This is a genomic window from Staphylococcus sp. IVB6181 (genome assembly GCF_025561445.1).
Classification (GTDB): domain Bacteria; phylum Bacillota; class Bacilli; order Staphylococcales; family Staphylococcaceae; genus Staphylococcus; species Staphylococcus simulans_B.
Window position 1 is genome coordinate 15,679 of the sequence record NZ_CP095096.1, and the last position, 21,927, is coordinate 37,605.

16 protein-coding genes, 2 tRNA genes and 1 pseudogene are annotated in these 21,927 nt (G+C 35.5%); 17 read left to right on the forward strand and 2 right to left on the reverse strand.

Features of this window, described 5'->3' with window-relative positions:
• Nucleotides 1-6 precede the first annotated feature (6 nt).
• The 4 genes from MUA90_RS00065 (at nucleotide 7) to MUA90_RS00080 (ending at nucleotide 5,504) form a co-directional block, all read left to right on the forward strand.
• Nucleotides 7-1,971: a DHH family phosphoesterase gene (locus MUA90_RS00065; RefSeq protein ID WP_262587497.1), complete on the forward strand. Its 1,965-nt coding sequence runs from the start codon at nucleotides 7-9 to the stop codon at nucleotides 1,969-1,971.
• Nucleotides 1,971-2,417 (forward strand): 50S ribosomal protein L9, encoded by a 447-nt coding sequence (gene rplI, locus MUA90_RS00070; RefSeq protein ID WP_105994055.1) that lies wholly within the window; start codon nucleotides 1,971-1,973, stop codon nucleotides 2,415-2,417. Before MUA90_RS00065 ends, rplI begins: the two co-directional genes overlap by 1 nt.
• A 35-nt stretch (nucleotides 2,418-2,452) precedes the next feature.
• Nucleotides 2,453-3,850, forward strand: a complete 1,398-nt coding sequence (gene dnaB / locus MUA90_RS00075) for a replicative DNA helicase (protein ID WP_114604116.1) — start codon at nucleotides 2,453-2,455, stop codon at nucleotides 3,848-3,850.
• Nucleotides 3,851-4,220: 370 nt separating this feature from the next.
• On the forward strand, nucleotides 4,221-5,504 hold the full coding sequence (locus MUA90_RS00080) for an adenylosuccinate synthase (protein ID WP_262587500.1): 1,284 nt from the start codon (nucleotides 4,221-4,223) through the stop codon (nucleotides 5,502-5,504).
• A gap of 99 nt (nucleotides 5,505-5,603) precedes the next feature.
• Here the strand turns inward: MUA90_RS00080 and MUA90_RS00085 are convergent, their stop codons facing one another.
• Nucleotides 5,604-6,497 (reverse strand): YitT family protein, encoded by an 894-nt coding sequence (locus MUA90_RS00085; protein ID WP_262587504.1) that lies wholly within the window; start codon nucleotides 6,495-6,497, stop codon nucleotides 5,604-5,606.
• A gap of 106 nt (nucleotides 6,498-6,603) precedes the next feature.
• Between MUA90_RS00085 and MUA90_RS00090 the strand changes: the two genes are divergently transcribed.
• The 13 genes and pseudogenes from MUA90_RS00090 to MUA90_RS00155 form a co-directional block, all read left to right on the forward strand.
• Nucleotides 6,604-6,678 (forward strand) — tRNA-Glu (locus MUA90_RS00090).
• Nucleotides 6,679-6,683: 5 nt separating this feature from the next.
• Nucleotides 6,684-6,756 (forward strand) — tRNA-Asp (locus MUA90_RS00095).
• Nucleotides 6,757-7,148: 392 nt separating this feature from the next.
• Nucleotides 7,149-7,850, forward strand: a complete 702-nt coding sequence (yycF, locus tag MUA90_RS00100; protein WP_262587506.1) for a response regulator YycF — start codon at nucleotides 7,149-7,151, stop codon at nucleotides 7,848-7,850.
• Nucleotides 7,851-7,861: 11 nt separating this feature from the next.
• The gene (gene walK / locus MUA90_RS00105) at nucleotides 7,862-9,691 is read left to right on the forward strand and encodes a cell wall metabolism sensor histidine kinase WalK (RefSeq protein ID WP_262587508.1); all 1,830 of its coding nucleotides are present in this window, start codon (nucleotides 7,862-7,864) and stop codon (nucleotides 9,689-9,691) included.
• Entirely contained in the window at nucleotides 9,681-11,015 is a 1,335-nt protein-coding gene (locus MUA90_RS00110; protein WP_262587510.1) for a YycH family regulatory protein, read from the forward strand. Before walK ends, MUA90_RS00110 begins: the two co-directional genes overlap by 11 nt.
• Complete coding sequence (locus MUA90_RS00115) at nucleotides 11,012-11,800, forward strand: two-component system regulatory protein YycI (RefSeq protein WP_105994048.1); 789 nt, start codon at nucleotides 11,012-11,014, stop codon at nucleotides 11,798-11,800. Before MUA90_RS00110 ends, MUA90_RS00115 begins: the two co-directional genes overlap by 4 nt.
• Nucleotides 11,801-12,143: 343 nt before the next feature.
• Nucleotides 12,144-12,944 (forward strand): MBL fold metallo-hydrolase, encoded by an 801-nt coding sequence (locus MUA90_RS00120; protein WP_105994095.1) that lies wholly within the window; start codon nucleotides 12,144-12,146, stop codon nucleotides 12,942-12,944.
• An 87-nt stretch (nucleotides 12,945-13,031) separates the two neighbouring features.
• A protein-coding gene (locus MUA90_RS13990) for an IS3 family transposase (protein ID WP_398577359.1) occupies nucleotides 13,032-14,584 on the forward strand; the annotation gives its coding sequence in 2 pieces (ribosomal slippage) (nucleotides 13,032-13,709 and nucleotides 13,712-14,584; 1,551 coding nt in all).
• 621 nt (nucleotides 14,585-15,205) lie between these two features.
• Nucleotides 15,206-15,685: a 23S rRNA (pseudouridine(1915)-N(3))-methyltransferase RlmH gene (gene rlmH, locus MUA90_RS00135; RefSeq protein WP_105994047.1), complete on the forward strand. Its 480-nt coding sequence runs from the start codon at nucleotides 15,206-15,208 to the stop codon at nucleotides 15,683-15,685.
• 896 nt (nucleotides 15,686-16,581) lie between these two features.
• Entirely contained in the window at nucleotides 16,582-16,920 is a 339-nt protein-coding gene (locus tag MUA90_RS00140; protein WP_262587516.1) for a DNA cytosine methyltransferase, read from the forward strand.
• Nucleotides 16,904-17,107, forward strand: coding sequence for a hypothetical protein (locus tag MUA90_RS00145; protein WP_262587518.1), 204 nt, complete (start codon nucleotides 16,904-16,906; stop codon nucleotides 17,105-17,107). Before MUA90_RS00140 ends, MUA90_RS00145 begins: the two co-directional genes overlap by 17 nt.
• Before the next feature lie 49 nt (nucleotides 17,108-17,156).
• Nucleotides 17,157-19,511, forward strand: a complete 2,355-nt coding sequence (locus MUA90_RS00150) for an AAA family ATPase (protein WP_262587520.1) — start codon at nucleotides 17,157-17,159, stop codon at nucleotides 19,509-19,511.
• Between the two features lie 379 nt (nucleotides 19,512-19,890).
• Nucleotides 19,891-20,556, forward strand: a pseudogene (locus tag MUA90_RS00155) (reverse transcriptase domain-containing protein); the annotation flags it as partial.
• Nucleotides 20,557-20,686: 130 nt separating this feature from the next.
• On the opposite strand, the gene MUA90_RS00160 reads toward MUA90_RS00155, so the two are convergent.
• The gene (locus tag MUA90_RS00160) at nucleotides 20,687-21,925 is read right to left on the reverse strand and encodes a CDP-glycerol glycerophosphotransferase family protein (protein ID WP_262587524.1); all 1,239 of its coding nucleotides are present in this window, start codon (nucleotides 21,923-21,925) and stop codon (nucleotides 20,687-20,689) included.
• Between the last annotated feature and the right edge of the window lie 2 nt (nucleotides 21,926-21,927).

Consider the following 21,927-nt stretch of genomic DNA (forward strand, 5'->3'; position numbering starts at 1 on the left):
GATAGAATGAATCGTCAATCCACGAAGAAAGCACTGATGATACCTTTTTTGCTGATGGTACTGACTGCAATCGCATTAGTAGTTGTATGGTTTATCTTTAATCAATTGATTGCAGGTATTGCTTCGGCAGTATTGATTGTCATGATTATTATCAGTGCATTTGCGTTGCGCAATGCATTCTTACGGTTGGATAATTATGTAGATGATTTGAGCGGACAAATTTCAGCAGGAAACAGTATCGCGATTAAAAGCTTGCCAATCGGAATTATTGTCCTTGATGAGAACGAAGATGTAGAATGGATGAACCATTTCATGTCTGATCGGTTAGATCGCAATGTTATCTCAGATCCGATAAATGAAGTGTATCCTAACATTCTGAAGCAATTAGAAAAGACACAAGAAATCGAAATTACAGACGGCAGTTATCATTACCGCGTTCGTTATTCTGAAGATGAACATGTATTGTATTTCTTCGACATTACAGAAGAAGTACAGACTTATGAGTTATATGAAGAATCGAAACCGATTATTGCGACGCTGTTCTTAGATAACTACGATGAAATTACACAAAATATGAATGATACACAACGTTCTGAAATCAACTCAATGGTGACACGTGTTATCAGCCGTTGGGCATCTGAATATGACATTTATTTCAAACGTTACAGTTCAGACCAATTCGTTGCGTATTTAAACAGACGTATCTTAGCACAATTAGAAGAGTCGAACTTTGATATCTTGCGTAATCTGCGTGAGAAAAGTGTGGGCTATCGTGCCCAATTAACTTTAAGTATCGGTGTCGGCGAAGGCTCAGAGAACTTGATTGATTTAGGGGATTTATCACAATCAGGTTTAGACCTTGCATTAGGCCGCGGCGGCGACCAAGTAGCCATCAAACATATTAACGGCAACGTTCGTTTCTATGGCGGTAAGACTGACCCGATGGAGAAACGTACACGTGTACGTGCACGCGTTATCTCTCATGCGTTGAAAGATATTTTAATGGAAGGCGACAAAGTCATCATCATGGGGCACAAACGTCCTGATTTAGATGCTATCGGTGCAGCAATCGGGGTATCGCGTTTTGCGATGATGAACAACTTAGATGCTTATGTTGTCTTAAACGATGAAGATATTGACCCGACATTGCGTCGTGTCATGGATGAAATCGATAAGAAACCAGAATTGAAAGACCGCTTTATCACATCTGATGAAGCATGGGATACTATGACATCGAAAACAACATTAGTAGTTGTCGATACGCACAAACCTGAAATGGTCTTAGATGAGAACATCTTAAATAAAGCCAACCGCAAAGTGGTCATCGACCACCATCGCCGCGGCGAAAGCTTTATCTCTCATCCGTTATTGGTATACATGGAACCTTATGCCAGCTCTACAGCAGAACTTGTGACAGAGCTGCTTGAATACCAACCGACAGAACAGCGTCTGACAAGACTTGAATCTACAATTATGTATGCAGGTATTATTGTGGATACACGCAACTTTACATTGCGTACAGGTTCAAGAACATTCGATGCGGCAAGTTATTTACGTGCACATGGTGCAGATACGATCTTGACGCAGCATTTCTTAAAAGACGATATTGATACGTATATCAATCGTTCAGAATTAATCCGAACTGTGAAATTGCAAGATAATGGTATTGCGATTGCACATGGTTCTAATGATAAAATTTATCATCCTGTTACAGTTGCACAAGCTGCAGATGAGTTGTTAAGTTTAGACGGTGTAGAGGCATCTTATGTGATTGCCCGCAGAGAAGACGACTTAGTTGGTATTTCTGCACGTTCACTCGGTTCTATCAACGTTCAGCTGACAATGGAAGCATTGGGCGGCGGCGGACATTTAACAAATGCGGCAACTCAAATTAAAGGTGTAACAGTAGACGAAGCAGTAGAACAATTACAACAAGCCATAGATGAACAAATCAGTAGGAGTGAAGGATAATGAAAGTAATTTTTACACAAGACGTTAAAGGCAAAGGCAAGAAAGGCGAAGTAAAAGACGTACCAGTAGGTTACGCAAACAACTTCTTATTCAAGAAAAATGTTGCTGTGGAAGCAACACCAGGCAACTTAAAACAATTAGAACAGCAAAACAAACGTGCTGAACAAGAAAGAGAACAAGAAATCGAAGATGCAAAAGCATTAGCAAAACGCCTTGAAGAAATCGAAGTAGAAGTGACTGCGAAATCAGGCGAAGGCGGTAAATTATTCGGTTCTGTAAGTACTAAACAAATTGCACAAGCACTACAAAAACAACATGATATTAAAATTGATAAACGTAAAATGGAATTGCCTAATGGTATCCATGCATTAGGTTATACAAATGTACCAGTAAAATTAGACAAAACTGTCGAAGGTACAATCCGTGTTCACACAGTTGAACAATAAGAAAGATTTGGAAATAATCAGAGGTGTAATCAAAAATGGATGGAATGTATGAACAAAACCAGATGCCCCATAACAATGAGGCTGAACAATCTGTCTTAGGTGCCATTATTATTGATCCGCAGCTCATCGGGGAAACTCAGGGAGTCTTGCTTCCTGAGTCCTTTTATAGAGGCGCTCACCAACACATATTCCGTGCGATGATGCACCTCTCTGAGGAAAACAGCGAAATTGATGTCGTAACCTTGATGGACCAGCTGACATCAGAAGGGACATTGAGCGAAGCGGGCGGACCGCAATATCTTGCTGAACTGGCAAGCAATGTACCGACTACACGCAATATTGAATACTATAGAGAAATTGTCTATAAATTAGCCGCGAAACGTAATTTGATTCGTGTTGCTGATCAAATCGCAAAAGACGGCTATGATTCAGAACTTGAACTTGATGATATCTTAAGCGATGCTGAGCGTAAGATTTTAGAACTTGCCTCAACGAGAGAATCAGAAGGCTTTAAAGACATCCGCGATGTCTTAGGCCAAGTTTATGAAAATGCTGAAGAACTTGACCAAAACAGTGGTCAGACACCAGGTATACCTACAGGTTATCGTGATTTAGACCAAATGACTGCAGGCTTTAACCGCAACGATTTAATCATATTGGCTGCACGTCCCTCTGTAGGTAAGACTGCCTTCGCATTAAATATTGCACAAAAAGTCGCAACACATGAAAGTAATTATACGGTAGGTATCTTCTCGCTTGAGATGGGTGCAGACCAGCTTGCAACACGTATGATCTGCAGCTCAGGCAACGTTGACTCTAACCGCTTGCGTACAGGTACGATGACTGAAGAAGACTGGAACCGTTTCACAGTTGCGGTCGGAAAGCTTTCACGTACGAAAATCTTTATTGATGATACGCCGGGTATCAGAATTACAGACTTGCGTTCAAAATGCCGCAGACTGAAACAAGAGCATGGTTTAGATATGATTGTAATCGACTACTTGCAGTTGATTATGGGAAGCGGTTCTCGTATGTCAGATAACCGCCAACAAGAAGTATCTGAGATTTCAAGAACACTTAAAGCTATTGCACGTGAGTTAGAATGTCCTGTTATTGCACTGAGTCAGTTATCTCGTGGTGTAGAACAGCGACAAGATAAACGTCCGATGATGAGTGATATTCGTGAATCCGGTTCGATTGAGCAAGATGCGGATATCGTTGCTTTCTTATATCGTGATGATTACTATAATCGCGAAGATGGAGAAGAAGATGACGACGGCGGAATGGAACCTGTAACCAATGATGATAACGGTGAGATAGAAGTCATTATTGCGAAGCAGCGTAACGGCCCGACCGGTACTGTCAAACTGCACTTCATGAAACAATATAATAAGTTTACGGATATAGATTATGCACATGCAGATATGATGTAATTTGCTTTTGCAATACCGTAATTAAAGGAAAGACCAAACTTGTGTTTTGGTCTTTTTTTAATGGGTATTTGGTATATTGAAGTTTGTGCGAAAAAATATTTTTACGTACAATAAAATGATGTTTATGTTTAATGTACGGTTTTAAGTCGGTTTAAAAGGTATGTTTTGTCAATAAGTATGTGTAATAAAAATGGATGAAACTTCGTTGAAATATTGGTGTTACAAGCATTAAGGGTGTTTTATATGAAAAATGCTTTTTATGTGATTGCCAAAAAACTGTAATATTTAATGTTCGTTTTCTATTTGCATTACACGCTTACAATTGATAGAATATTGAATGGTTAATTGAGAATAACTTGGAGGTGCTCTTATGTCATCAATCGTAGTTGTTGGGACACAATGGGGAGACGAAGGTAAAGGTAAAATCACAGACTTTTTAGCGGAACAAGCGGACGTTATCACACGCTTTTCAGGCGGAAATAACGCAGGACATACTATCAAATTCGGCGGGGAAACTTATAAATTGCACTTAGTACCGTCAGGAATTTTCTATCAAGATAAACTTTCTGTTATTGGTAACGGTGTTGTAGTAGATCCCGTTGCATTATTAAAAGAGTTGGACGCATTAAACGAACGCGGTATTCCAACAAATAATTTGCGTATTTCAAATCGTGCACAGGTCATTTTGCCTTACCACTTATTACAAGATGAGTATGAAGAACGTCTTCGTGGTGATAATAAAATCGGTACGACTAAGAAAGGTATCGGCCCAGCATACGTTGATAAAGCACAAAGAATCGGAATCCGTATGGCGGATTTATTAGACAAAGAAACATTTGAAAGATTATTAAAAGCTAATCTTGAATACAAAGCTGCTTACTTCAAAGGTATGTTCAATGAAGAAGTACCTGCTTTCGAAGACATCTTCGAAGAGTACTATGCGGCTGGTCAAAGATTAAAAGAATATGTGACAGACACACCTAAATTATTAGATGATGCTATTGTCGCAAACGAACGTGTTCTATTTGAAGGGGCACAAGGTGTAATGCTGGATATCGACCATGGTACATATCCATTTGTTACATCAAGCAACCCGATTGCTGGTAACGTAACAGTCGGCGGCGGCATCGGACCTACATTCGTATCTAAAGTTATCGGTGTATGCAAAGCTTATACATCACGTGTCGGCGATGGTCCGTTCCCAACTGAATTATTCGATGAAGATGGTCATCATATCCGTGAAGTCGGCCGTGAATACGGTACAACTACAGGACGTCCGCGTCGTGTAGGCTGGTTCGACTCAGTAGTGTTGCGCCACTCTCGTCGTGTGAGCGGTATTACAGATTTATCTATCAACTCTATCGACGTTTTAACTGGTTTAGATACAGTTAAAATCTGTGTTGCTTATGAGTTGGATGGCGAAGAAATCACAGAATACCCAGCAAACTTGAACGCATTAAACCGTTGTAAACCAATCTATGAAGAATTACCAGGCTGGACTGAAGACATTACAGGTGTTCAATCATTAGAAGAACTTCCAGATAATGCACGCCGTTACTTAGAACGTATTTCTGAACTATGCGGTGTCGGTATTTCAATCTTCTCTGTAGGTCCAGACCGTACACAAACAAACATGTTGAAACTATTATGGTAAGACGATAAAACAAAGCATGATAAATGTATGAACTAAAAAAGATGCGAGACAGGAATTTTCTTCTTGCATCGCATCTTTTTTGATTTGAAATCATATATTTTAATGGATTTTCTTCTTACGGTGATGACCGCCGCGTACTTCAGAAACATTACCGAAGGATAAGAAGGCTTTAGGATCGATTTGAAGCACAACCTCTTTGAGTTTGGCTTCTTCGACACGTGTAATGACCGTGAAGACGACTTTGCGCGGATCGCCGGTATAAGCACCTTCCGCATGCAAATATGTCACACCACGCCCTAAACGGTCGTTAATGGCTTCTCCGATTTCTTTATAGTCATCACTGATAATCCATACAGCTTTTGATTCATCTAAACCGACTAAGATCAAGTCAATCATTTTAAAGGCAATGAAATAAGCAACAACACTGTACATTGCACTTTCCCATGTAAAGACAAAACCTGCGACTGCGAAAATAAAGAAGTTGAAAATCATAACGATTTCACCGACTGAAAACGGCAGACGGTTATGTACAAGAATAGACATGATTTCTGTACCATCCATACTTCCCCTGGCACGTATTACTAATCCGACACCGATACCTACAATGGCACCCCCGAAGATAGTAATAAGCAGCGGTTCTTTGACAACTGCAGGAATACCGCTTAATAACATTGTTCCTACAGATATGACTGTAATTGCATAAAGTGTGGACACTGCAAAAGTTTTACCGATTTGCTTGTAGCCTAAAAAGAAGAATGGCAAGTTAAGTAAGAAAATAAATATACCAAGAGACCATCCTGTTAAATGAGATAAGATAATCGAGATACCGACAATCCCGCCATCTAACAATTTATTTGGAACTAAGAAGAGCTCAAGTCCTACGGCTGTAAGCATTGAACCGATAGTTAAGAAAAGAATACGAATGATGATTTGTGTGAGAGACAATCTTTTTTCTTTCTTAGCATGACCCCCAGAAGTAGTAGATTGATTCATAATTTACCTCCTAAAATGGGTTATGTAAAAATTATACAAAAAATCTTTGAAAAAGCTTGTCTTTTTTAAAATAGCTGTGCTATAATCTATCTTGTGCTTAAAAAACGGCTCCTTGGTCAAGCGGTTAAGACACCGCCCTTTCACGGCGGTAACACGGGTTCGAGTCCCGTAGGAGTCACCATTTAAGGTCTCGTAGTGTAGCGGTTAACACGCCTGCCTGTCACGCAGGAGATCGCGGGTTCGATTCCCGTCGAGACCGTATAATGCTCACCCAATAGGGTGGGCATTTTTATTTTGCCTTTTTTAGGTAAAGGCAATGTAAATACAGAATGCGAAACTTTTATTTTATTTACACTTCTGATACAAAGTATTCAAAACACGATTTTAGTATAAAAAGTAAAGAAGTGCTACAATAGCATGAACACACATGAATCCTCTCTTTTTTAGACATTCCCCCATTTTTGAAACGCCTCAAATTATAAATGACTTCTTAAAATATTGTTTTATATGGAAATCAGGTCGTGGATTACGCTATAAATTTGATATGAAAAATAGAATTGGCGTGTAAAAAATGGTAAATTATATAATAGATACTTATGTCTAAATAAAATTATTCATGTACGATTATGATTAGAAATGAGGTTTAGGATTATGGCGAGAAAAGTAGTTGTAGTAGACGATGAAAAACCTATTGCTGATATTCTAGAATTTAATTTGAAAAAAGAAGGTTATGAAGTCTTTTGTGCGTATGATGGTAATGATGCAATCGACTTAATTTATGATGAAGAACCAGATATCGTACTTCTAGATATTATGCTTCCTGGCAGAGATGGTATGGAAGTCTGCCGCGAAGTGCGTAAAAAATATGAAATGCCGATTATTATGTTAACGGCGAAAGACTCTGAAATTGATAAAGTGCTTGGTTTAGAACTTGGCGCAGACGACTATGTCACAAAACCGTTCAGTACACGTGAATTGATTGCACGTGTGAAAGCGAACTTGCGCCGTCGTTATACACAGCCGGCACAAGAAGCAAATAATGCGCCGAATGAAATTACAATCAAAGGTATTGTGATTTATCCGGATGCATACTCTATTAAGAAACGCGGAAAAGATATTGAATTAACACATCGTGAATTCGAACTTTTCCATTATCTGGCTAACCATATGGGACAAGTAATGACACGTGAACATTTACTTCAAACTGTATGGGGCTATGATTACTTCGGCGATGTGCGTACTGTCGATGTGACAATCCGTCGTTTAAGAGAAAAAATCGAGGATGATCCGTCACACCCAGAATATATTGTGACACGCCGCGGTGTTGGATACTTCCTGCAGCAGCATGACTGAGGCGGCGTTGTATGAAATGGCTTAAACAATTTCAATCCCTTCACACGAAACTCGTGATTGTTTATGTCTTATTAATTATTATCGGTATGCAGATTATTGGTTTATATTTCACTAATAACCTAGAACGAGAATTAACGCAGACATTTAAAAACAATATTGCGCAGTATGCAAAACAAATCGAGATCAACGTGGAAAAGGTAAATGAAGAAGACCGTTCAGTCAACGCGCAAAAAGAGATTCAAAATCTGCTTAATGAATATGCGAACCGCCAAGAAATCGAACAGATCAACTATATTGATAAGAATCAAATCATTGTCGCAACGACGAAACAATCTTCTAATAGTATTGTGAATCAAAAGGCAAATGATACTTATGTTCAAAAGGCGCTTTCATTAGGACAAGCCAATGACCACACTATACTAAAAGACTACGGCAAGGGTAAACAGCGTGTATGGATTTACAACTTGCCTGTAAAGTCTTCTAAAGGGGTTATCGGCGATATTTATATCGAAGCTGATATCGATAATGTGTATGATCAGCTGAACAACTTTAACCAAATCTTTATCGTAGGTACTGCAATTTCCCTCTTCATCACTGGTTTGCTTGGGTTCTTTATTGCCCGTACGATTACAAAACCGATTACGGATATGCGTAACCAAACTGTAGAGATGTCAAAAGGGAATTATACACAGCGCGTGAAGATTTATGGGAACGATGAAATCGGCGAACTTGCATTGGCCTTCAATAACTTGTCGAAGCGGGTACAAGAAGCACAAGCGAATACAGAAAGCGAGAAACGTCGTTTAGACTCTGTTATCACGCACATGAGTGATGGGGTTATTGCGACGGACAGACGCGGCCGTGTACGTATTGTGAATGATATGGCCTTGAAAATGCTGGGCATGGCTAAAGAAGATGTAATGGGTTATAACATGTTAAGTGTGCTTAACCTAGAAGATGAGTTCGCACTTGATGAAATGCAAGAAAACAATAATAGTTTCTTACTAGATATTAATGAAGCTGAAGGTATTATTGCGCGTGTAAGTTTCAGTACAATCGTTCAAGATACAGGTTTCGTGTCAGGTTATATTGCTGTGCTGCATGATGTAACTGAGCAGCAGCAAGTTGAACAAGAACGCCGCGAATTTGTTGCGAACGTTTCACACGAACTGCGTACACCGCTGACTTCTATGAACAGCTATCTTGAAGCCTTAGAAGAAGGTGCTTGGCAAGATCCTGAGATTGCGCCGCAATTCTTATCTGTCACAAGAGAAGAAACAGTACGTATGATTCGTTTGGTAAATGACTTGCTTAACTTATCGCGTATGGACAATGATTCAGAACAAATTACCAAAGAGATTGTAGATTTCAACATGTTTATTAATAAAATTATCAACCGTCATGAAATGGCGGCGAAAGATGTGACATTTGTACGAGATATTCCTGAAGAGACCATCTTTACAGAAATTGACCCGGATAAGATGACACAAGTATTTGATAATGTGATTACCAATGCGATGAAATATTCGCGCGGCAATAAACGAGTTGAGTTTCACGTGAAACCGAACCCATTATATAACCGTATGACAATTCGTATTAAAGATAATGGTATCGGTATTCCGATTAATAAAGTAGATAAAATCTTTGATCGCTTCTTCCGTGTAGATAAAGCACGTACACGCAAGATGGGCGGTACTGGTTTAGGGCTGGCGATTTCAAAAGAGATTGTGGAAGCACATAACGGCCGTATTTGGGCAAACAGCGTCGAGGGTCAAGGAACATCAATCTTCATCACGTTACCGTGTGAAGTTATAGAAGATGGTGATTGGGATGAGGCATAAAGAAGCCGCAAAATCAGTCATACTTACACTTTTGGTGCTGATGAGTATTGTCTTAACGTATTTGATGTGGAATTTCTCACCGGACTTGGCGAATCTTGAAAGTCAGGATAATAAGAAAGATACACAAAATACTATCGGCAAGGCGAACTCTGAATCTATGGAGAGTGTGATAACACCTTATCAAGTGGTTATCTCTGATAGTGATCAATCTGAAGGTGCATTAGAAACACGCCATATGAATCGGAAAATTGTCAAAGTATTAAAGAACCAAGAAATTAAGAATGCTAATGAGGTGTATCATGCGCATAACTTGTTTATTCCAGAGTTGAGCGATCGCTTCTTAGTTCTTGATTTTTCTTATGATATGCCTTTATCTATGTATTTAGGACAAGTCTTGAATATGGATGCGAAGGTCTCAAATAAATTCAATTTCAACCGTTTGATTATCGATGCTGATCAAAAGAATACTGCAGTGATTTATGCAATCGGCAGTGATCATCATCATGTAATGCGTATGAATACATCGATTTCAAGCAAGAATGTGAAAGATTTAGAAGACAAGATTCAACCGGATTTATCACCTTTCGCAGATATTATTACGAATAAAAATACAATAGATGCCTCTACGCATATTTTCGCACCAGAGAAGCCTAAACACTTAAAGACATATCGTACTATCTTTAACCATATCAGTGTAGAAGCGATGAACTCTATTCTCTTTAATGATTCTGTCGTGGTACGCAGTACTAAGAGCGGTAGCACGACTTATAATAACAATACAGGTGTTGCGAGCTATGATTCTAAAAATGAATCGTATCGTTACACGAATCTGTCTGAAGATGAATCGAAATCTAAAAATATGTTGGAAACTATACCAAGTACATTTGATTATATTAATGCACATGGCGGATTCACAGATGATTTCCGATTATTTGATACAGATGAAACTTCTGGTGAACTCACATATCAAAGTTTCTTAAACGGTGTGCCTGTCTTTAATAAAAATAATTTAAGTACGATTCAAGTCGCTTGGGGAGAGAAAGGCATTTTCAGTTATGCACGTGCCTTGCTTAAAACGAATATCACTATCGACAGCGATGAAGATAAGAAAGACTTGCCAGGTGCTGAAACGGTACGTTCCAACCTTGCGAATAACCCGAATATCGACTTTAAGAAAGTAACTAACATGACGATTGGTTATACGATGAAAGATAAAGAGAAAGACGATATTGAGGTACAGCGCAACAGTGAATATGAACCGCAATGGTATATTCAATACGATGGTGAATGGCATGCTTACTCGAATGGAGGTCTTGAAGAATGAACTGGAAATACGCAAAGACACTCTTTATATTCGTGTTTATCATCATCAACATCATGCTTGCTATTATGTATGTGAATAAAATCAATAAATCACATATCAATGAAGCGGATGATAATAATGAAGTGGATTTCAGACAAGAAGAAATCAGTATTCCTAAAGAGCTGCCGGATGTCAGAGGGCTGCAAGTGCAGTTGGTGACAGGACGCTCAAAAGATTTTACGAACTATGCTAAGTCTAAAGAAGATATTAAAGCAACTGATGACGGGAAAGTGGCAGAAGGTACAATCGACCCAGCCATCAGCGTGAGTAATGATCAAGTCACAAGTCTGAAAATGTTCATGAAAAAGAACATTTATAAAGGTGAAGATTATCAATTATTCAGTACAGATAATGATGAAGAAGTCTTTGAACAAACCTTTAAAGGCTTGCCGATTATGAATAATGATAAAGCTATGGTGAAATTCAAAGTAGATGATGAGGACAAGGTAAGCAGTTATCGTCAAACAGCTATGAATGAACTTAGTGCATCTAAAGGTGAAAATAATGATGAAGAAAAAGTAATCAGTGCACGCAATGCCATTGAAGCGTTGTACTTCAATCGTTATTTAAAGCGTAATGATGCTGTGACTAATATTCGACTCGGTTACTACTCTGTCGTACGTGAAACTAACGTTCAAGTCTTCCAGGCAAACTGGGAAATCAAAGTGAATCACGCAGACAGCAATGAAACTAAAACTTATTATGTCGAAGCAACGTCTAAAAACCCTAAAATTATCGTAAGATAGTAATAACGTTAAAAACGTAGAGAAACCAAACATAAGCAGCAGTTAACGAAAGAAGTGTCAGTGGCTCATTGAAGCTATTGATGCTTCTTTCTTTGCGGAGAAGCGGATAGGTGAATATCCTAAAGTATAAATAAGATTATTTTCCTTAGTACAGTGGGCAGAAAGGTCATTTAGGTGTACAATAGATAGGTGAAATTTTTAATTTATGAGGTCCGGCACTGTTCGGCCACTCAAACGGCAGTATGACCAAGCCGTATCTTTAACAAAGCCTCAATAATTTGAGATAATAATAGAAATGTACTCGGAAAAACATAATAGAGAAATAGTGAGTAACTTAGAAAGGGTGAATCGCTTGATACGTATGAGCGTACTAGCGAGTGGCAGTACAGGCAATGCCACTTATGTAGAAAGTGATAAAGGTAGCCTGCTCGTTGATGCTGGATTAACCGGCAAAAAAATGGAAGAACTCTTCAGTAAAATCGATAAAAATATAGCGGATTTAAATGGTATTTTAGTAACACATGAACATGTTGATCATATTAAAGGATTAGGCGTGCTTGCACGTAAATATCAATTGCCTATCTATGCGAATGAAAAGACATGGCAAGCCATTGAAAAGAAAGACAGCAAGATTCCAATGGACCAAAAATTCATCTTCAACCCCTATGAAACACATTCTTTAGCTGGGTTTGATATTGAATCATTCAATGTTTCGCATGATGCGATAGATCCGCAATTCTACATTTTCCATAATGATTATAAGAAATTTACAATGATTACGGATACAGGATATGTTTCAGATCGAATGAAAGGCATGATCAGAGGCAGTGATGCTTTCATGTTCGAAAGCAACCATGATGTCGACATGCTGCGTATGTGCCGTTATCCATGGAAAACAAAACAACGTATCTTAGGTGATATGGGACACGTTTCTAACGAAGATGCGGCTATGGCAATGTGTGATGTCATTACAGGCAATACAAAACGTATTTACTTATCCCATCTATCACAAGATAATAATATGAAAGACTTAGCACGTATGAGTGTAGGACAAGTCTTAAACCATCATGATATTGATACAAATAAAGAAGTTTTATTATGTGATACGGATAAGGCAGAACCCACACCGATTTACACAATATAGTTGAAACATTAATAATATATTTTAAAGGGTGATATGCTCCCCCTATAGTAGACACTAAAAAAACAAAACTATAGGGGGAGCATTCTTATGTCTAAATATCTCGAAAGTGACATTAAATTATTTCTCTTAACATTTAGTTTAATAGATGAAGGTTATAGTTGTAATGAAGCTATAGAAAAGAGTGGTATAGAATTAAATCGTAAACAGGTGATGTTTAAATATCACCAATATAAAGTACATGGCGTTGAGGTACTATTACCAAAGAAAAGCAATAATACTTATAGTAAAGCATTTAAAGAAACAATTGTTCAGGAATACTTAACTGAAGGTGTTTCTGCTGTTGATTTAGCAATAAAATATAATATTCCAGCATATTCTACTGTTAGGGATTGGATAAAACGATATACTTTAGGAAAAGAGAATGTTTCATATTCTCTATTACTAGGGGTGTATTCAATGAAAGCGAGAAAAACAACGTTCGAAGAACGTGTAGAAATAGTAGAAGCATGTATTGAGTCAGAAAAAGATTATAAGAAAACAGCTTTAAAATATAATGTTAATTATGGCCAAGTATATAGTTGGGTTAAAAAATATGAACAATTTGGAAGTGCCGGTCTTGTAGACGGAAGAGGTAAAGGTAAGCCAACTCAGACAATGACTGATGAAGAACAAGCATTAGCTAAAACAAAAGCTCTTGAAGAAAGAATCAAATACTTAGAAATGGAAAACAAGATTTTAAAAAAGTTGAAGGAGAAAGAAAGAGAGCTGATCAATCGCCGTTTAGACAAATAGTTGAGTACCTTGTAATAGAAGACTTAAAAAATGAATATCCAATAACTCTGTTATGTAAGGTGGTTGGAATTTCTAGAGCCAGTTATTATAAGTGGAGAAAGAGAAGAGAATTTAAAACACAGCGTGAAATTGAAGATGAAATATTAATGAAAGAAATCTTGTGGATTTTCAATAAATACAACGGTTTATATGGTTATCGTCGTATTCGTATATATATCTGTTTAAGACTGGATAAAAAAGTAAGTCGTAAACGAGTATATCGTTTAATGAAAAAATTAGGTCTAAAATCTTGCATACGTGCTGCAAGAAAAAGATATAGACCCTCAACACCTACTATTACTGCAGAGAATTTATTAGATAGAGAATTTAGTGAAACGGAAGCTAACAAAAAATGGGTAACAGATGTGACAGAACTTATTTTAGAAAATGGAAGGAAATTTTATTTAAGCGCTATCAGAGATCTCGGAACAGGTAAAATTGTAAGCTATGATATAAGTTATTCAAATAACAATCAGCTGGTTTTTAATACTTTCAATAAAGCGTTAAAGAAAGTGAAAAATATAAGCGGCTTAATACTACATAGCGACAGAGGTTTTCAATATACAAGCAAACATTTTAAATTCTTGCTCGATGAGCAAGGTGTTATTCAAAGCATGTCACGAGTCGGACGATGCATAGATAATAGTCCAATGGAATCATTTTGGGGAATAATGAAATCAGAAATTTATCGCGGTAATAGACATTATAAATTCAAGGATATAAAAACTGCACGCTCGCAGTTTAAAGAATACATTGATTTTTACAACAATGAGAGAATTACTTTGGAAATGGAAAGATTAATTGCTTAACTTCTAACTAATGTCTACCCTAAATAATCTGGTAAAAGAAGTAGTGTGCGTAGCGCACCACTTTTTTTACCAGATCAAGCAAACGATAGTGCGCTAGGAGAATAAAAAAACTGTACAAACGAGATTTATCAACTCATTTGTACAGTAACTTAAAATTTGTTTATCAGATTCCCAATAAATTATTTTTTGTTTTTTTCCTGTCTACTTGACAGGGAGCAGTTCAGGGACTCTAGTGAAAAACTAGGGTCTTTTTTTATGATTTAGTGTTCATTTAGTAAAAAAGAACATGCTATAATTTTTAGGGTAGTGTGCACGTAGGGTAGTTATTCACAATTTCGTGTAAAGAAAGCGCGTAACTGTGAATAACTATGTAAGACCTACCTGCAAGTTATGCACAAAATAAGGTTGAGTTATCCCCATTTGTGCACAATCCACATAGAAATACCCACATTATTAACAGAGTTATCCACATATCTACAAGTTATGTACAGAAATGTGAGTAAAATCCACAAGAATAGCTATGAATTTATATACATAACGTACTAATTAAGACAGTAACCTGTGAATAGGTGGATATCCTGTGGATAACTAGAATAAGTTCAAAATAAAAAGGAGAATGTGATGAAGATTACAATACTTGCCGTAGGCAAATTAAAAGAAAAATACTGGAAACAAGCCATTGCAGAATATCAAAAACGCTTAGGAGCTTACACAAAAATTGAGATTGTGGAAGTACCTGATGAAAAAGCACCGGAAAATATGAGCGACAAAGAGATAGAACAAGTAAAACAAAAAGAAGGACAACGGCTGCTAGCTAAAATCAAACCGCAATCCACAGTTATTACCTTAGAAATCAAAGGCAACATGTTAACATCTGAAGGATTAGCTAAAAATATCCAGCAGCGCATGATACAAGGTCAAAGCGACTTTACTTACATCATTGGAGGATCTAACGGCTTACATCAAGACGTCTTAGACAGAAGCAACTATGCCCTCTCCTTCAGCAAAATGACATTTCCGCACCAAATGATGCGTGTCATTCTGCTAGAACAGGTGTATAGATCGTTTAAGATTATGCGTGGCGAAGCGTATCATAAGTGATACGAATACCATTATGGATTAAGAATATTGATAAACAATGTAGAGAAGTATAATATTTTAATAGATAAATAATAATTTATTAAGTTCGAATATTAATAATAATGACGTCGTGATAAATTCTTTAAATATTGCGGGAAGTCATATTTTAGTAGTTATGCAAGTGTTAGAGAGCGTTTTGATAAAAGAACATGGTAAGAAACTCATGGGAAAAATATTATGAAGAATTTTTGGAAATTATTTTGCACTTTTATCATTTTTTTGAGCTGATACTAAAAGAATTACTGAAAAAAGAACATGAATTACTACCTTTAGAAATACCAAGGAATTCAGAAACTCTGATAAAGATCATTAAAAATAAACCTTCATATGACAACAAAGTGCTGAAATTTAATAGTTTAACGTTTAGCTCATTACTTGAAAAAACTTAAAAATTAATTAGCTTAGAACTGGGAATTCACTTTGATTTTATAAGAAATCATAAAGCTTCTTTAGAATTATTTGAACGAAATAAGAAATGATATATGGCATAAAGCGCAAAATATGCTTAAGTATGAAGCGTATGATTTTTTAATTGGTAAGTATATATTACCGTTGGCAGTTGAGGTTCTAGATTGTTCAAATTATATGGAAAAGTATAAAAAGGATTATATCAGCAGATTTATATTCATATAAGCAATATATTTAGCACATTGTTCAAAGGCAGTGTGCTTTTTTGTTATAATTAAAGAAAAATTAAAGCGGGTGACAATCAAGAGTATTTGGGAGAAATATAGAAAAGAAGGTCAAGATCAATATATTCAGTTTTTAAAAGTATATGGTGATTTATCAAATCTTTTCAGACAGAAAAAAAGGAGATATGATACCATGCCTAGACTCTAAATTTCAAGAAACAGTTTATGAAAAATCATTCAATTCTAAAAACTATTTATCAATGGAGAAGACAGTATGTCAGAGAAAATAAGGCAGGGGTAGTACCAACTTTAACTGCTAATATGGGAACAGGAGGCCACAATGTTCCAATTATTCTTTCTGATAGCGGTATAAGAAAATTAACTCCTAGAGAAACATTTAATGCACAAGGGTTTCCAATGGATTTCAAGTTACCTGAAAATATGTCGAATGGGCAATTATATAAACAAGCTGGCAATAGTGTCTTGGTTCCTGTTGTAAAAAGAATAGCAACGAATATAGAGAAAGCTCTGGATACAGTTACAAAAAATGAAAAAATCAGCTAAAGAATTTTATGGTAAGTATTATGTAATGTATACAAGTATGAAGGATCGATTTACAGGGGAAAGTTATTTGGCAAAAGTTTTGGATAGTGAAGAAGAATTAGAAAGTTTTACAAAAGGAAAAGAAATTAATTATTTAACTAAAAATAGATTTAGCAAGTTATGCAGAATTCTTATTTTGTATAGTTAACAAACTTTTATTAGCCTATGTGTACAATCTAGTTTGAAGAGGGGATTAAATGAGCATAAAAAACATTGAAATTAATAATAACTACTTACCTTACGACCAAATAAATTTAAACTTTGAAAAAGGAAATGGTGATATAATTAGGGATTTTCTTGTATTTGGAAGGAATGGTAGCGGAAAGTCCACTATAGCAAAAGCTTTAAGTGAATACAAAAATAACCAAGATGGAGAGTTATTTAATGAATCATTACAAATAAAAGTTGATTATTTTGAAAATGAAAACCCAGAACCAAGATTTTTTATATATGATAACGAATTTATAGAAAATAAAATTAAATTCAGTGAAAATGAAAACTTAGAAGCCATTGTGATGTTTGGTGATCAAGAAGACTTAACAAATTTACTAACGAACAACGAACAAACCCTTGAAAGAGTTGCAAGGTTAAAAAATAAATATCAAAATTTTGTTAATGAATTCGATAGAAAAAGAGAGATGAATAAAGTGTTAAAGATATTGAGAGGAGAGGACAGTTGGTCTGAGAGAGCAAATAGAATAGAAGCTAAATATAAACAAAATAAACGGGTAAGTGAAGATATCTTACGAAAAATTTTACAATACGAAAATGATAATAGTATAGAAATATTATTTAATAAACTTAATGAATATCAACAGATAATAGACTCTTTTGCAGATGTAGATAGAATTAATGAAGTAGAAAGATATAATAATTTTGAATCAGTCTTAAGAGACGAAATTAATGAGGTACTATCAGATAAATCATCAATCAGTTTTTCAAAAAACTTAGATGAAAATATGGAAGAAATATTTGAAAAATTCGGGAATAAATACCTAGAAGAATTAGATGACTATTTACAAGAAAATCCCAAAATATGCAAAACATGTTTTAGACCGTTAGATGAAGATTATGTGCTGGTTTTAAGAGAAAAGATAAAGCAAGTTTTTGAAGATGATATTATTGAGCAGAAAATCCAAAATATTAATACCGTGATGGAAAAACTCCCGAGAAAGTTTCAAAGATTTGAAATACCCAATATAGAAACTAGTAAAATTAATAATTTATTAGATAAGCTTGAAAAAGAAATTTGTAATATTGAATCTATTTTAAACTTAAAAATAAATAACCTTACTAACGAATACTCTTTCGATGACAGTAAATATAATGAAATTATTGAAGAGATAAATGTGGAAATTGAAGTTGTCAATAATGAAATAAGAAACTTTAATAAGCAAATAGATGAGTTAAGCGATCATAAAACAAATTATAATAAAACTAACAATATGATAGCTTATTTAGAAGTGAAAGATGAATATAGAGAATATCTAGAAAAAGTTTCTAGAAATGAATTTAATGAATATATGTTAAATAAAACCGAAAAAATTTATGAAAGAAGGGAAGAGCAAAAGAATATTATTGAGACAAAGTTAAATAAAACAGAAATAGCTTTGAACAATATTAATAATGAATTGGCCCTTATATTTTTCGATAAACAGCGTTTAGTTCTTGAACCAAGAACAGGATATTACACTCTTTTAGTGAGAGGGAAAAATGTCCCATTATCTAAGCTTTCTACTGGTGAAAAAAATGTATTATCATTGGTTTACTTTTTTTCAATAATAAATAAAGATAAACGAGTTAGCGAGTTCTTTAAAGAACATATTTTTTTAGTGTTAGATGATCCAATTTCAAGTTTTGACTTTGAAAATAAAATTGGTATATATAATTATATTAGAAGGCAATTCAACAAAATTTATGAAGGTAATATAAAATCTCAAATTTTAATTACTACACATGATATGGAAGTCTATTTCAACTTAGAAAAAGTTTTCTCAGATATAGTATTAAGAAACGGGGAAAAGTTAGCTTCTAAAGTTAATAAGTATGTATTATCAGAAAAAGGTTTGGATTCAGATAAAAACAATAAACTGAGTAATATGTATAAAAATCAACTAAATTTAATTTACGATTTTGCTAATGGGAATGCAAATGAAGCAGAAACTAATATTGGTAACTCAATGAGAAGGGTTTGCGAAGCATTTAGTACGTTTAAATATCGCTGTGGAATTGATGAGTTGAGGACAGAAAGAATCATAATAGAAAGTATAAAGCCAGAAAAACTAAGCTTATTTTTTGAAAATTACCTTTTCAGACTAATACTTAACAATGAAAGTCATGAAAGCGATAATATTAAAGGTATAACTGATAGAAACATATTTGATTATTTGAACTTAAATGAAAAAGTAAAGACAGCAAAGTTAATCATTTTATTTTTATATAAACTTGATGAAGTTCATGTATTAAGACAATTATCAATTAAAAGCGAAAAACATGCAGAAATTAAGGAAAAAATGAATGAATGGGACAATGAACTTTTAGAATTATTGTAAAATCATAACTAATAAATATCTAGTGGTTATGAACTTTTAATAAAGGTTTATAAATTTAACTAGAGATGGTTATAATACTCACACTTAATTCAAAAAACAATCAGAAGTTTGTCAGTCATCTTGTTTTTGAAGGCATGACGCTTACTAAAGAATAACAGCAATTACTCATGGATGCTTTCAACAATAAAAAAGAAATCATTAATGAGTTAATTAGGAAAGTAGCATATTATGAAGAAGCGGATCATATTTGATTTTTGGTTTTAATATGTTCTTTAAGCTATGATCAACATAGGTTGTTTGTAGCTTTTTTGGTGCGCTCGGCATGATTAGCAACTTGATGGTGAAAGTCCATTACAGGCTTGGCAGTAGGAACTGTTAACGAAAGACAGGCGCCCCTCAAGGTGGGGTTATATCTCCCTTGTTGTGTAATATCTATTTGCATGAACTGGATAAAGAATTAGAGAAGCGCGGACATCGTTTTGTGAGATACGCAGATGACTTCGTCATCTTTGTTAAATCAAAACGTGCCGGACAACGTGTCATGGAGAGTATCACAAACTTTATCGAAAAGGACCTGAAATTAACAGTGAATAAGGATAAAAGTAAGGTAGGTTCTCCCACACGTTTAAAGTTCTTGAGTTGTCTGATAACGAAAATAAATGGCACTTGTCGTTTCAGACCCACTATGGAAGCAAAAAGAAATTTAAAAGCCAAATTAAAGTGGGTCACAAGAAGAAATAGACATGGCACATTTACTGAGATTATAACAGAAATCAACGCGATTACTAGAGGTTGGATAAACTATTTTGGCAGAGGTTTTGTTAAAAAATTTATCCGCGAAATGCAAGAGTGGTTAAACCATCGAATCAGACAATTTATTCTAAAGCGATGGAAGAAGGTCAAAACAAAATACAAGATGCTTCGAAAATACGGATTAGACCATAATGGTGCTATGCGCATTGCGAATTCAAGAAAGAAGTATTGGAGACTTTCAAACTCGCATGAGGTTCATCATGCGCTTACAAAAAATAGACTCTACAAGTAGGGACTAGTACCACTAGCCCGACTCGCAGAGTCTGCTTTCGCAAGATATTGAACCGCCGTGTACGGAACCGTACGCACGGTGGTGAGAGGACGAGTATTCAATTAATGATTACTCTCCTACTCGCTTCTACTTAAGATTCGTGGTTGATATTGTATTTTCGTTTAGAGTCATCTTTGAAAATTGTTTGAAGTATGTTGAATGAAGTGTTCCAATCGTCTTCATTCATTAAACGATTGATTAAATTTGAATAGTCTATTCGACTGATATGTGTGATTTGTTTAGCAAGTAATGCTTCGTTTTGAGAGGCAGTTAAGAAATCACCAACTTCATGGATATCAAAGTAAAAGCCGATTTCATCTTGATATTTTTGACTATCTTCTTGTAATAGTAAAATAGGCAAGTTTAAATGTGCATAATCAAAGATAGTTGATGAGTAATCAGTTATCATGACATCGCTGATTAAATACAGTTCTTGAATATCTACGAACTCATTGAAAAAGCAATGAATACGAGGATCTAGCTGATTGTATTTAGTACGCAAGTTAGAATCATTAGGATGGAGTTTAACGATGATTTCATAATCACTAGGCAAATGATCTAATAAAGCTTTCAAGTCTACACCTGTTATACTGCTGCGCTTATCTTTTCTCCAAGTTGGACAATAAAGTACGAATTTCTTATCCTTCGCATCGACTTGCAGGTATTTCTTTCTGATTCTTGTACGTTCCGCTTCATTATTATTTTTTATTAAATATTCATTCCGCGGTGCCCCTAACTGAAGGACTTTTAACTTTTTATTCTTCTCCAAATCAAACGCCGACTCCAGCAGCATCTTATTCGTCTTAGAAGAAGTTAATAAATAATCCCATTTCTTCATTCTTGGTTTGAAAGCACGAAACTGCGCTTTTCTTTCTTGTTCATCATTGAGGTTATTCACCATTTTCTTCAATGGGAAGCCGTGCCATGTTTGAACAAAGACCTGTCTTTTATCCTTGTCGACTCTATCCCAAGAATTGCCGTTCATAAAGACATATTTGCAGGATCTGAATGTTTTCATGTAGTTCAACGAACCGAAACGCACAGGTATAAAGCCGTGATTTCTGATTTCAATATCTACTAAGGCATTTCTAGAGCTGACAAATATCTTCTTATTATTAAATTGATTTTGAATTGCAAGAGCAATGTATTTTGGATCACCGCTAAAATTACTGCCGTGGAATGACTCAATGAAAACTCTGTCTGACTTAGGTTTGATTTTATCTAAGTTGCGCTCTATCATACCGTTCTTTTGAACGTTGTAGATTTTCTTCATTCCTTTTCTGACAATGGATTTTGAAGATACTTTTCTGACACCTGGAAGGTTCATCATTT

What these genes read in the sequence shown, in the direction of transcription:
- MUA90_RS00140 (WP_262587516.1), top strand. Translation starts at nt 16,582, where the DNA reads ATGAAAAATCATTCAATTCTAAAAACTATTTATCAATGGAGAAGACAG.
- yycF (WP_262587506.1), top strand. Translation starts at nt 7,149, where the DNA reads ATGGCGAGAAAAGTAGTTGTAGTAGACGATGAAAAACCTATTGCTGAT.
- MUA90_RS00110 (WP_262587510.1), top strand. Translation starts at nt 9,681, where the DNA reads ATGAGGCATAAAGAAGCCGCAAAATCAGTCATACTTACACTTTTGGTG.
- rlmH (WP_105994047.1), top strand. Translation starts at nt 15,206, where the DNA reads ATGAAGATTACAATACTTGCCGTAGGCAAATTAAAAGAAAAATACTGG.
- MUA90_RS00160 (WP_262587524.1), bottom strand. Translation starts at nt 21,925, where the DNA reads ATGATGAACCTTCCAGGTGTCAGAAAAGTATCTTCAAAATCCATTGTC.
- rplI (WP_105994055.1), top strand. Translation starts at nt 1,971, where the DNA reads ATGAAAGTAATTTTTACACAAGACGTTAAAGGCAAAGGCAAGAAAGGC.
- MUA90_RS00150 (WP_262587520.1), top strand. Translation starts at nt 17,157, where the DNA reads ATGAGCATAAAAAACATTGAAATTAATAATAACTACTTACCTTACGAC.
- MUA90_RS00085 (WP_262587504.1), bottom strand. Translation starts at nt 6,497, where the DNA reads ATGAATCAATCTACTACTTCTGGGGGTCATGCTAAGAAAGAAAAAAGA.
- walK (WP_262587508.1), top strand. Translation starts at nt 7,862, where the DNA reads ATGAAATGGCTTAAACAATTTCAATCCCTTCACACGAAACTCGTGATT.
- dnaB (WP_114604116.1), top strand. Translation starts at nt 2,453, where the DNA reads ATGGATGGAATGTATGAACAAAACCAGATGCCCCATAACAATGAGGCT.
- MUA90_RS00145 (WP_262587518.1), top strand. Translation starts at nt 16,904, where the DNA reads ATGAAAAAATCAGCTAAAGAATTTTATGGTAAGTATTATGTAATGTAT.
- MUA90_RS00115 (WP_105994048.1), top strand. Translation starts at nt 11,012, where the DNA reads ATGAACTGGAAATACGCAAAGACACTCTTTATATTCGTGTTTATCATC.
- MUA90_RS00065 (WP_262587497.1), top strand. Translation starts at nt 7, where the DNA reads ATGAATCGTCAATCCACGAAGAAAGCACTGATGATACCTTTTTTGCTG.
- MUA90_RS00080 (WP_262587500.1), top strand. Translation starts at nt 4,221, where the DNA reads ATGTCATCAATCGTAGTTGTTGGGACACAATGGGGAGACGAAGGTAAA.